The sequence below is a fragment of the Nocardia sp. NPDC051321 genome (assembly GCF_044455225.1).
Lineage (GTDB): Bacteria > Actinomycetota > Actinomycetes > Mycobacteriales > Mycobacteriaceae > Nocardia.
Map to the genome: position 1 here is coordinate 77,005 of NZ_JBITEM010000026.1, position 11,834 is coordinate 88,838.

General features: G+C 67.2%; 10 protein-coding genes and 2 pseudogenes. 6 read left to right on the top strand and 6 right to left on the bottom strand.

The features are described 5' to 3' along the window. The first annotated feature begins 162 nt into the window (after window positions 1–162). The 4 genes from ACIA8C_RS41415 (at window position 163) to ACIA8C_RS41430 (ending at window position 3,824) form a co-directional block, all read left to right on the top strand. Window positions 163–774, top strand: coding sequence for a hypothetical protein (locus ACIA8C_RS41415; protein ID WP_397144704.1), 612 nt, complete (start codon window positions 163–165; stop codon window positions 772–774). A 385-nt stretch (window positions 775–1,159) separates the two neighbouring features. Further along, window positions 1,160–1,780, top strand: coding sequence for a superoxide dismutase (locus ACIA8C_RS41420; protein ID WP_397144706.1), 621 nt, complete (start codon window positions 1,160–1,162; stop codon window positions 1,778–1,780). 453 nt (window positions 1,781–2,233) lie between these two features. Beyond that, window positions 2,234–2,761: a peptidase gene (locus tag ACIA8C_RS41425; protein ID WP_396994836.1), complete on the top strand. Its 528-nt coding sequence runs from the start codon at window positions 2,234–2,236 to the stop codon at window positions 2,759–2,761. A 295-nt stretch (window positions 2,762–3,056) separates the two neighbouring features. Continuing rightward, window positions 3,057–3,824, top strand: a complete 768-nt coding sequence (locus tag ACIA8C_RS41430; RefSeq protein WP_397144708.1) for a TMEM165/GDT1 family protein — start codon at window positions 3,057–3,059, stop codon at window positions 3,822–3,824. Window positions 3,825–4,146: 322 nt separating this feature from the next. Here ACIA8C_RS41430 and ACIA8C_RS41435 read toward each other — a convergent pair. After that, a pseudogene (locus ACIA8C_RS41435) lies at window positions 4,147–4,365 on the bottom strand (TetR/AcrR family transcriptional regulator); the annotation flags it as partial. 26 nt (window positions 4,366–4,391) lie between these two features. Then, window positions 4,392–5,270 carry an SDR family NAD(P)-dependent oxidoreductase gene (locus ACIA8C_RS41440; protein ID WP_397144710.1) on the bottom strand — a complete coding sequence of 293 codons (879 nt, stop codon included), beginning with the start codon at window positions 5,268–5,270 and terminating at the stop codon, window positions 4,392–4,394. 51 nt (window positions 5,271–5,321) lie between these two features. On the opposite strand from ACIA8C_RS41440, the pseudogene ACIA8C_RS41445 reads away from it, so the two are divergent. Then, a pseudogene (locus tag ACIA8C_RS41445) lies at window positions 5,322–5,447 on the top strand (DUF4352 domain-containing protein); the annotation flags it as partial. A gap of 126 nt (window positions 5,448–5,573) precedes the next feature. Next, window positions 5,574–6,341 carry an SDR family NAD(P)-dependent oxidoreductase gene (locus tag ACIA8C_RS41450; protein ID WP_397144712.1) on the top strand — a complete coding sequence of 256 codons (768 nt, stop codon included), beginning with the start codon at window positions 5,574–5,576 and terminating at the stop codon, window positions 6,339–6,341. Between the two features lie 70 nt (window positions 6,342–6,411). On the opposite strand, the gene ACIA8C_RS41455 is transcribed toward ACIA8C_RS41450, so the two are convergent. The 4 genes from ACIA8C_RS41455 to ACIA8C_RS41470 form a co-directional block, all read right to left on the bottom strand. Beyond that, window positions 6,412–7,230 carry a methyltransferase domain-containing protein gene (locus ACIA8C_RS41455; protein ID WP_397144714.1) on the bottom strand — a complete coding sequence of 273 codons (819 nt, stop codon included), beginning with the start codon at window positions 7,228–7,230 and terminating at the stop codon, window positions 6,412–6,414. 4 nt (window positions 7,231–7,234) lie between these two features. After that, window positions 7,235–7,693, bottom strand: coding sequence for a GNAT family N-acetyltransferase (locus ACIA8C_RS41460; RefSeq protein WP_397144716.1), 459 nt, complete (start codon window positions 7,691–7,693; stop codon window positions 7,235–7,237). A 61-nt stretch (window positions 7,694–7,754) separates the two neighbouring features. Beyond that, window positions 7,755–9,725: a molecular chaperone HtpG gene (gene htpG / locus ACIA8C_RS41465; RefSeq protein ID WP_397144718.1), complete on the bottom strand. Its 1,971-nt coding sequence runs from the start codon at window positions 9,723–9,725 to the stop codon at window positions 7,755–7,757. Beyond that, window positions 9,722–11,458: a TM0106 family RecB-like putative nuclease gene (locus ACIA8C_RS41470; RefSeq protein WP_397144720.1), complete on the bottom strand. Its 1,737-nt coding sequence runs from the start codon at window positions 11,456–11,458 to the stop codon at window positions 9,722–9,724. Before ACIA8C_RS41470 ends, htpG begins: the two co-directional genes overlap by 4 nt. Window positions 11,459–11,834: the final 376 nt, after the last annotated feature.

Genomic DNA, 11,834 nt, shown 5'->3' on the forward strand with positions numbered 1-11,834 from the left:
CCGGAGCAGTCATTCGCCGCCGACCTCGAAACTCACGGGCGCACCGGGTTCCGATACCTACTTGGACGGCGCCCGGTCGGAATCGGTTCCATAAAAAACGAGAACACTAGCGAAAAACTGAAATACTGGGCTCCACCGGTAGCTGTCGGTAGCCTGTTGGCCATGAACGTGAGCAGGGGGCTACTCGACGGCATGGATACGGCTGGGCTCAACGTCGCTCTGTCCGAGGCGACATGCCTCGGCCTGGAGATCGACGCGGCGGCCAAGCAACTACGACTCGACTTAGAGGTGCTGACGCTTCCGGAAAACGGAACGCCCACCGAGGATTACCGGGTTCAGGTGACGTTCACCGGAGTCGGCCGCGTAGCGGCATCGCTGCGCATGCAGAACTGGGACGATCTCGAACCCCAGGTGCTGCCCCTGCAACTGAACGGCCTCGACGAGGCGATCCGCAGCTTCGGCGGCGGCAGGCTGCACGGCTGGGAGTTCATCGACCTCGATGACAGCGGCTGGGCGCTGTGGAGCGAGCTGCTCAGCTTCGACACCGAGATCGACGAGCACATCTCGGCCCACGTCCTCGAGTTCTCCCAGGAAGAGGGCATCGACCCGCGCGAGCTGGACGTGCGCGTCTGGTTCGACAACCTGCTCATCAATGACACGACCGGCCGGGAGATCCCGCTGGCCGAATTCATCGCGGGCGCGGCACGCTGGTGGGAGGCGCACGACGCGGGCGACCCGAGGGCGACCCGCCCAGGCATCGCGCCGCCGCTCTGATCCACCGATACCGAACCGCACACCCGGCTTCCGGATGTGCGGTATTCGTTTGTGCGCACGGGTTGGGAAACCCGCGACAGCGGGGGTGACAGTCGACCTTGTGGGTATCCGGCACAAGGATCGGTGCTGCCCGGCCGGGCGGTACCCGATCCGGCGACCATGACGAACGCCGGGAGGCGTAGCCGCCCCACTAGTTCGTCGTACCACTACATGGTTCGATGCTATTTGTGAGGTTCGAGCCGGTGCCGATGCGCCCGCGCGGGCGCAGCCCAAGCCCACAACGGAATGCGGGGGCATCAGGCCCGGTTGGAACCGAGCGGGTGTACGAATGATGGTTGGGTGTGCTCGAGATGGGCGCACACAGCCCGACATAGGAAGGGACATCGTGGCTGAGTACACGCTGCCAGATCTGGATTACGACTACAGCGCCCTGGAGCCCCACATCTCCGGGCAGATCAATGAGCTGCATCATTCCAAGCACCACGCCGCGTACGTCGCGGGCGCGAACACCGCACTCGAGAAGCTCGAGGCCGCCCGTGACAGCGGTGACCACGGCGCCATTTTCCTGTACGAGAAGAACCTGGCCTTCCACCTCGGCGGTCACGTCAACCACTCCATCTGGTGGAAGAACCTGTCCCCCAACGGTGGCGACAAGCCGACCGGCGACCTCGCCGCGGCCATCGACGACCAGTTCGGTTCGTTCGACAAGTTCCGCGGTCAGTTCACCGCCGCGGCCAACGGCCTGCAAGGCTCCGGGTGGGCGGTGCTCGGCTACGACACCCTCGGCCAGAAGCTGCTGACCTTCCAGCTGTACGACCAGCAGGCCAACGTCCCGCTTGGCATCATCCCGCTGCTGCAGGTCGACATGTGGGAGCACGCCTTCTACCTGCAGTACAAGAACGTCAAGGCGGACTACGTCACCGCGTTCTGGAACGTCGTCAACTGGGAAGACGTGCAGGACCGCTTCGCGCGCGCCGTCGGCCAGGGCAAGGGCCTCATCTTCTGAGTTGAATTGCCGCGCCTCCGCGCGGCGTGTTTGCGGCCCCTTGATGGCTCGGGTCCGAGCGACCGCTGCTCGCGACTGCGTCGCAATCGCATCGGCCACTCGGACCCGAGCCGGGCCGCAAACGAGTAATGCTCGGTCTCGCTTCGCTCGAAACCCGCGGTAATACCAGTGTGGTTGCGAGAGTCGTCAGCTAAACCCGCGATCATGACCAGTGTTCGCGGGTTTGCTCGTTTCTGGCCGGTTCCCGACGGACACGCCCGGGGCGCAGCGCGGTATCAGTCCGGCTAACAATCCCGGGGACCGCGACTTGTGGGCGAAGACAGCCGCTGGTCAGGCTGTTTCTCGCGGTCACCTGGCACTCTTTGGTACTTGTGTGCCAGGTGTTTCGTCAGTCATTCTCTGAGTCCACAGAGGACGGGCAAAGCCGCCCCCGGTTATACGACGGGAGGCACCATGCGGATGAACGGACCAATCGGCATCACGCCTTTCCATGCCCGTGGCTCGCTGCGCGGGTTCGTCATTTCTGGCCGCTGGCCGGACACCACCAAGGAATGGGCGCAGGTGCTGGTGCTCGCCGTCCGGGTGGCCACGCTGCCCGGGTTGCTGACCACCTCGACGGTGTTCGGGGTGCGTGAGGAGTTGCCGGACGATCCGGCGCCCGGCACGGTCGGCTTGGTGCTGGCCGAGGGCACGGTGCTCGGCGCGGAGGCGCTCGCGCCCGGCAGGTTTGCCGAGCATGTGCCAGCTGCTCTGCTGATGCTGCATCCACCCTCGGAAACCAGGCCGTCGCTGCCGGAATGCGCGGGCGCCGCGTCGGGCTGTGTGCTGCTGCCCGGCGTGCCACATCTGGGGCTGGAACACCGGGCCGCGTGGGCCGAGGCGGAATCCGACGGCACGGTCACCTCCCTGGTCAGCAGGGTGGGCCTGGACCCGATCAGCGATCCCGACACCGCGGTCCTGGCCATGCTGCTTGCCGCGTAAGGGTACCCGAAACTTGCCGCACGCATCGCCAAACTTATTGTGCGCAATGCGATTTGGGCCACCCCATGGTGGCACTCCCTGCGGTGTCCGGGTAGAGTCGGTGGCAGCGAAGGGGAGTAGCCCCCAATTGCACAGTCGACATACTGACCCGCCACCCCACGAGGGTTCGGGTCCGGCTGTGTGAACCGGAACAATCCGGTGGGCGAGACCTTCGGCCTAGACAACTATTCGTTGTCGGCCGGAGGCATACCCAGACTCCGACCGGCAGGCCGGAGACCCGGGAGCCGCACACATCATGATCGCCACCGTTTTGCTGAGTATCGGCATCGTCTTTCTCGCCGAGCTGGGTGACAAGTCCCAGCTGATGGCGCTGACGTTCGCGCTGCGCTACCGCTGGTGGGTGGTGCTCGGCGGCATCGCGACCGCCTCCGCCGCGGTCCACCTGATCTCGGTGGGCGTCGGCTATTTCCTCGGATCGGCGCTGCCGACGCGGGCCATCTCGCTGATCGCCGCCCTCACCTTCCTGGCCGTCGGCCTGTGGACGCTGCGTGAACACTTCCGCGCGGACGAGCAAGAGCAGGCACCGAAGTCATTGCGGGCCAGCACCGCACCGTTCTTCGTGGTGCTTTCCGCGTTCCTGCTCGCCGAGCTCGGCGACCGGACCATGTTCGCGACCGCCGCGCTGGCCACCGACTACGACTGGGTCGGCGTGTGGATCGGCTCGACGATTGGCATGGTCGCCGCCGACGCCCTGGCCATCGGCATCGGCATCCTGGTCGGCAAGCACCTGCCGGAGCGGGCCATCGGCATCGGCTCGGGCCTGCTGTTCCTCTACTTCGGTGCGGCGACGCTGCTCTCGACGGCCGCGCCGACACTGGCCGGGCTGACCGTCGCCACTCTTGCCGCGATCGCACCGGCCTCGGGCGGCGCGACCATGCTGCTCATCCGCGCGAGGAGAGCAAAGCGTCCCCGTACAGCGCCCCACCCCGATGCACCAGATTCAGTAGCGGCGCCCGCAGCGCGAGCAGACCATCCAGGTCATCTGCCGCGATCCGACCGGTGACCATCGCGCCGATCGCGGCGGCCAGCGTCTGACAAGCAAAGCGCTGCTCGTCGGTGCGCGCGCCGAGCACATCGGCGATCCGGCCGACGAACAACTCCTGCAGCTGCGCCCGGCGGGCGAGCGCCGCCGCACCCACCGCGTACACCTCGACCAGGAATAGCCGCGCGCTGGCCGGATCGTCGACGAGGTGCTGAAGGTAGGCCGCGAAGATCCGGTCGATCCTGGCCATACCGTCGGGCTCGGGTTCGACCGCCGGGTCGTCGGCGGCAGCCGCGATGCGACCGAGCAGATTCTGCACGGCTCGCTCGTAGGCGGCCTCGAAACAGGCCTCCTTGGAACGGAATTGCTCGTAGAAGGTCTCCCTGGACACGCCTGCGCGCTTCAGGATCGCCGCGACCGAGGTGCCGACGTAACCGTTCTCGACCATCGCCTCGGCCATCGCGACCAGGATGCGCTCGCGCTGCGAAGCGACCACCTGCTCACGCGGCAGGCCGTGCCTGCCGCGCGGGAGTTGGCGTGCGCTGGTTGCCGATTCGGTCATTCGAGGGCTCCGGTGGTTAGGTCGGGCTAAGCTTGCCGCTCCATTTTGCGGGGTCGGTCCGGTTGGTCCGTGGTGAAGGGTGCCTCTTCACCGCGCGCGATCTCCAAGGCGCGCCGCACACCCTTGCGCAAGGCGACCGCGATCACGAGCTGGGCGATCGGCCGGAACGGCAGCACGACGGCCACCCACCAGGGTGAGACGACCTGACGCCGCCGTCGCGCGATGGCCTTTTCCACCGAATCGATGGCGGGCCCGAGCGGTGCGACGCCGGAAACGGTGGAGCGACCGATGATCGCCCTTGCCGCGTCGGTGCCGAACCCACGCGAGGTCATGTCGGTATCGAGCTCGGCGAAATACGCGACGCCGACCTTGGCTCCGGTGTGTTTGAGTTCGATCCGCAGCGTATTGCCGAGTGCCTCCACCGCGGCCTTCGACGCGCTGTACGCGCCGACCAGCGGCAGGTGCACCGCGGCGGCCAGCGAGGAGACCACCAGCGCATAGCCATTCGCGTGACCGATGTGCGGTCCAGCCGCACGCAACGTGTAGTAGACGCCGAGCACGTTGACCGCCAGCGTCTCCTCCATCACCGCGGGATCGCCCCCGATCAAGGGCAACTGCCGCGCCACCCCCGCATTGGCCACCACCACATCGAGCCCGCCGAGCTCCCCCACCAGCGTCGCCACCACCCGATCCACCTGCTCACGATCCCCGACATCGCAGTACCGCCACGGCGCGTCACCGCACTCCCGCGCCACCTCCCCCAGCAGCTCCGCCTCCAACCCCAGTAACGCCACGTGCGCCCCACCGGCATGCAATTGCCGAGCCAGCGCGGCCCCGATCCCCCGCGCCGCCCCCGTGATCAAAACCTTGCGCCCAGCAACAGACGCCCCCGCGAACAGCTTCATGCAGGGACCGTACCACCTAAGAACACGTTTGTTCGCAAATAGTCGAGCGGCAATATCAACCCCGGTAATACCGTGACAGCGCAGGTTGTCTTCGACTTGCCGGCCGATGCGGTGCCGAGCCACATCGTGCTGCACGATTCGATGTTCTCCGGCGGCGCCAAAGTAACCCTCCAGTAGCCGCGCACGAGGCCGGGCGATGGTCCGCTCGGAAGTGAGAGGGAGTCCTCATGGGCCTTGTTGGGCGCACCCGTTAGGGTGCAATTGACAAAGGGCCAACTGGCTGTCACGAACGAGAGGACCATCGTGGAGATTTCGGGTTCCGCCGCCATTGTCACCGGAGGCGCATCCGGCCTCGGCGCCGCCACCGCCAAGCGCTTCGCCGAGCTGGGGGCCACTGTCTTCGGACTGGATGTGCCGCAGTCGATCGAGCGCGCCGGCGACAACGTGCCCGCCGGGGTCACCCTCATTCCGGCCGATGTCACCAGCAACGACGAGGTCAGCGCGGCGGTCGCGAAGGTCGTCGAGTCGGGCGCGCCGCTGCGCATCGTGGTCAACTGCGCCGGTGTCGGCTGGGCCGGGCGCATCCTGTCCAAGAACGGCCCGCACGACCTGGAGTTGTTCCGCACCGTCATCACCGTGAACCTGCTCGGCACCTTCAACGTCATGCGCCTGGCCGCCGACGCGATCTCGAAGGCCGACACCGTTGACGAGTACGGCCAGCGCGGCGTCATCATCAACACCGCCTCGGTCGCCGCGTTCGAGGGTCAGATCGGCCAGATCGCGTACTCGGCGTCCAAGGGTGGCGTGCACGGCATGACCGTGCCCGCCGCGCGTGACCTGGCCCAGTTCGGCATCCGGGTGAACACCATCGCCCCCGGCATCATCGACACCCCGATGCTGGCCGGCGTCACCGAGGAGTACCGCAAGGGCCTCGAGGCGGGCGTGCCGTTCCCGTCGCGCCTCGGCCGCCCGGACGAGTACGCGCAGCTGTCGCAGTACATCGTGGAGCACGACTACCTCAACGGCGAGACCATCCGCATGGACGGCGCGCTGCGCATGGCCCCGCGCTAGCAAGCAACGCGAGAGCCGCTGCCGACCAAGTCCGGTCGGCGGCGGCTTTCCCTGTCTTCAGGCCAGACTCTCAGAACTCCGGTTTATGGCCGATGCCGAGGAACGCGGTGGTGGATAGCGGTTGCCGGGGGCGATAGTGCTCGGCGAGGTAGGACTTCATCACGGCGACGCGTTCGGCCCATACCTGTTCGCCGACTTTGCGGCGCATGAGGCCGAGCGGTGCGCTGCTGCGGGCCATGGTCTCCCACAGCTGGTCCGCGTCGGTGAAAGTGAGCGCGGTCGAATGCCGTTGGACGGACACGGTTTCGAACCCCGCGCTGTGCATTTCGGTTTGAAGGACTTCGGGGTTCTCCAGGCTGAGGTGGTCGGGTCGCGGCTCCTGAATGTTGGGGTCGGCGGCGCGGTAGGCGCCGAACATCGTGCGCATCAGCGGGGATTCGGCGACCGGCGCCCAACTGGACACCACGGCCGTGCCGCCGGGACGCAGCACCCGGAACAGTTCGGCGAATCCCTTGTCCCGCTCCGGAAAGAACATCAGCCCGAACAGGGAGAATCCGGCGTCGAAGCGGTCGCTGTCGAACGGCAGGGATTGCCCGTCGCCGACGCTGGCCTCGATATTGGTCAGTCCGGCGGCCCCCGCCGCGGTGATGAGCCGCTCGATCATCGGCCCGGAAAAGTCGATGGCGTGCACCTGCGCCACCCGCGGCGCGGCAAGCAGGCTCAGTATGCCCGTGCCTGCGGCGATGTCGATGACCTGGGAAGACGTTGTCGCCGATGCGTATTCGAGGGCGCGCTCGGCGAAGGGACGCATGATCGCTGGCGCGAACTCGGCGTAACCGTCGGCGACGAGGTCCCACGGCTCGGCGACGGCGAGGGGATTTTCCGACACGGTCTCAGAGCTCTCGCCGGAAGTTCACCAGGTGACGCCCAGGGCCGTTGTAGTCGGGCACCGGCCCATCGACGGTGAAGCCCATCCGTCGATGGAACGCGATGGACGGCTCGTTCCTCGACGCGGTGACCGCCGTGACCACCCGCCGGTCGTGCGCCCGAGCGGTCACGAAGAACCGCTCGTACAGCTCCCGCGCCAGGCCGCTCTTGCGCGAATCCGGATGCACGCCAACGAAATGGATGTAGGCCTCGTCGGGTTCGGACGGCGAGGCAAACCCGATCAGAAAGCCCGACAGCCGCCCCCCGGTCTCCGCGACCAGGCTCGTCCGATGGAAATGATCGAGAAACAGCCGCGGCAGCACCGGCAGGATCTCGCGCCCCCACCACTCATCGACCACGCCCGCGATCGCGTCGTAGTCCGCGGGCCGCGCCGCCCGGATGACCAGCTCAGTCGAATTCGGCACAGTACTCATTCTGCCGACACCGGCGAGAACCACCGGGCGGTGGTCCTCGCCGGTGACCGGATCAGAGCGTGCGGGTGAGCCGATCGGTGAGGATGTGCGCGAACCGCGCCGGATCCTTCAGCTCGCCGCCCTCGGCCAGGACCGCTGTGCCGTAGAGCAATTCGGCGGTCTCGGCGAGCTCGGGGACCTTGCCTGCGTCGGCGTCGTCCTTGCGCGTGTCGTAGGCGTCGCGCAGCCCGGTGACCAGCGGGTGGGTCGGGTTGAGCTCGAGGATGCGCTTGGTGTCGGGCATCAGCTGGCCGGACGCGCGGTACATCCGCTCCAGCATCGGGGTGAAGTCGAAGACGTCACCGACGAGGCAGGCGGGCGAGGTGGTGAGCCGACTGGTCAGGCGCACCTCCTTGACGCTGGCCTCCAGGGTCTTGCCGAGCCAGCCGAGCACCTCGGCGAAGTCCTTGTCCTGCTGTTCGCGCAGCGCCTCGGAGGCCTTCTTCTCCTCCTCGGACTCCAGATCGACCTCGCCCTTGGCGATGGAGGTGAACGGCTTGCCGTCGAACTCCGGCACCGAGCCGACCCACATCTCGTCCACCGGCTCGGTGAGGATCAGCACCTCGCGGCCCTTGGCCTTGAAAGCCTCCATGTGCGGCGAGCTTTCGACCTGCTGACGGGACTCGCCGGTCATGTAGTAGATGGCGTCCTGGCCCTCCGGCATGCGCTCGACGTACTGGGCGAGCGTGGTCAGCTCGGACTCGGAGTTGGTCGAGGCGAACGACGAGACTTCCAGGATGGTCTCGCGGTTGTCGGTGTCGCCGAGCAGGCCCTCCTTGAGGACACGCCCGAACTCCTTCCAGAACGTCTGGTACTTGGTCTGGTCCTCGGCGCCCTGCAGGTCCTTGACCGTGGACAGCACCTTCTTGACCAGCCGCTTGCGGATCATCCGGATCTGGCGGTCCTGCTGCAGGATCTCGCGAGAGACGTTGAGCGAGAGGTCCTGCGCGTCCACCACACCCTTGACGAAGCGCAGGTACTCCGGCATCAGCTCTTCGCAGTTGTCCATGATGAACACCCGCTTGACGTAGAGCTGCACGCCGCGCTTGTGCTCGCGGGTGAACAGGTCGAACGGTGCCTGCGAGGGCAGGAACAGCAGCGCCTGGTACTCGAAGGTGCCCTCCGCCTTCATCGGGATGATCTCCAGCGGATCGTCCCAGGCGTGGCTGACGTGCTTGTAGAACTCCTTGTACTCCTCGTCGCTGACCTCGCTCTTCGGGCGGGTCCACAGCGCCTTCATGGAGTTGAGCGTCTGGTCCTCGACGACCGTCTTCTCGGTCTTCTCTTCACCTTCACCCTCGGTGACGGTCCGCTCGACCTGCATGCGGATCGGCCAGGCGATGAAGTCGGAGTACTTCTTGATGATCTCCCGGAGCTTCCACTCCTGGGTGTAATCGAAGAGGTGGTCGTCCTCGTCGGCGGGCTTGAGCTGCAGCGAGACCGAGGTGCCCTGCGGCGCCTCGTCGAGGGTTTCGATGGTGTAGGTCGAGCTGCCCGCGGCCGACTCCCAGCGGGTGCCTTCGGTTTCCCCTGCGCGCCGGGTGGTCAGCGTGACCTTGTCGGCGACCATGAAGGTCGAGTAGAAGCCGATGCCGAACTGGCCGATCAGTTCCGCGGTGTCGATGTTGCTCGCGGCGGCGCTCTTGGCCTCGTTGAGCTTCTTGCGCAGCTCGGCGGTGCCGGACTTGGCGAGGGTGCCGATCAGGTCGACCACCTCGGCGCGAGACATGCCGATGCCGTTGTCCTGGACGGTAAGGACGCGGTTCTCGCTGTCCACCGTCAGCTCGATGTGCAGGTCGGACGTGTCGACCTGTAGATCTTTGTCCTGGTAGGACTCCAGCCGCAGCTTGTCCAGCGCGTCCGAGGAGTTCGAGATCAACTCCCGCAGGAAGGTGTCCTTGTTGGAGTAGACCGAATGGATCATCAGCTCGAGCAGCTGATGGGTCTCTGCTTGGAACTCGAGTTGTTCGACGTGCTCAGTCACGTCGCGATAATACGACGCCCGAAATCCGCGAGGCCAGGAACCTCGAGGTCTGCCCGGTTCGACATCCACTCGCGCAGCACCTGGGTGGCCCGCACGTCGTCCTCGTTGTACTCCAGCAACCGGGTGCGCTGGGACATGTCGGGGTCGCCCTCGTAGCCGACGGCCAGGCGATACCAGCTCATCGACGCCTCGCCGCCCGCCTCGGCATCGCGCCAGGCGAAGCCCGCGACCGGGGCGATCTTCTTGAGGCCCTTGCCATTCGGGCAGATGAATTGATCGGAGACGGCCTGGAACATGTCCACCCACTCCGGCCCGTCCACGAACGCGCGCACCTGCTCGACCGTCGGCACTCCGGGGCGCCCGGCGAAGCGGCGCGCCGACTCGTACAGCCACTTGTCCTCGGCGGTGCGCGAGTAGCAGTAGGCGGCAAAGGTTTTCCCGCTCAGGGCGGCCTCGGCGCGGGTCGTCATCAGCCAGGTCCAGAACTCGCCGAACGAGCGGCCCTCGTCTTCGGTGGGCAGCGGATCCCAGGTGACGAACGGGCGGTACACGCCGTCGAGCAGCGTGCCCCACAGGTAGGCGCCGTATTCCTGGAAGCTCTCCAGGTCGACGTCCACCTCGACGTCGGCGCGCTGCACCCGCACCGGCTCCACCCGGCGAACCAGCGGCGCGCCCGCGATCCAGGCCCGCGCGGTGACCACCGCCTCGTCGAACGGCCCGTGCTGCCAGTCGTCCGGGTCGTCGCCCGCCCAGCCGGCCAGATCGTCGATCGTCTGCACGCCGTGCCTGCGCAGCACCTCGGCCCGCGAGCCGGGCGCGACCAGGCTGACGTCGCGGTGTTCGACGAGCCAGCCTTCACAGCTCGGCCCCTCGATGCCGCGGCTCCACCACGGGCACTGCCTGCACTCGGGCACCTTCGACGGCACCGTCGGCAACTCGCCGCGCACCACCGCGACCCGGTCGGCGTAGCGCTGGTCGTAGTCGGCGAGCACCGGGCCGAGGTCGTGCACCAGGATGCAGTCGAAGTGGTAGCCGATCACGCCGCCGACCAGTGCCGGGCTCGCCATGCCGTGGCGCTGCAGCATCCGGTAGAGATGCGCGAGGCGCTGCTGATCGCGCGGCTGCTGGCGCAGTTTGCGGTGCCGATCCGGACGCGGGTTCCAGCGGTATGGATCGGAAGTAGTCGGGTGGAAGTCCGCGGGCTCCGGTTGACGCGGGTCGGTCACCTTGTGGTTCACCACGATCACCGGGATGTATCCGCCGCGATCGAGATCGCGCAGCAGGATCTCCGAGCCGCCGCGCCTGCCCGTTTCCGGCTCCTGCGGCAGCAGCCCGCCCCAGATGTGTTGCACGCCGGCCGCGCACGCCCGCATGGTGGCCTCGGCGCGCTCCGACGCGCGCAGCGTCGGGTCGATCACCACCCAGCCCGCTGGATCCGCCGCGATCAACGCGTCGCGCACCCGCACCCGATGCGCCGTCGCCGCCTCCCTGCGCTGCCGCACCCCCGGATCTTCGGTAACCCCTTGCAACGCGCCGGGATGGACCGCGTCCAAATGCAGCCGATGCCGACAACCGATCAGCGCCCTGGCATCGATGAACGGGGTCGGCGCGCCCGCACCGCCGGTCGGCCCTTCGACGGCCGTGCCGTTGTGCTTGCGACCTTCTCGGTCACCGATGCCCGATTCCACGTTATGCAGTATGGTCCCTACCCCCGACAAACCCACGAACCCCATGGGCAACGGGCCAGTTCGGGCGGAACCCGACAACCCTCCCGACCACCACAGCGCGAGTTCTGCGAGCCCCGTTCGCGGCCGTCGCGCGTCCGAGTGATCGAAGCGCACGCGCACGGCTAGGGCGGAACCCGACAACACTCCCGACCACCACAGCGCGAGTTCTGCGAGCCCCGTTCGCGGCCCAACTCGCCTCCGAGCTGTCAAAGCGCACGCGCCCGGCTCGGGCGGAACCCGACAACACTCCCGGCCAGCACAGCGCGAGTTCTGCGAGCGCCGTTCGCGGCCCGTCTCGTGTCCGAGCTGTCGAAGCGCATGCGCCGCAGGCGCGAGTCTCGACAGCTCGGACACGAGACATCCGGGGGCCACGAACACGCCG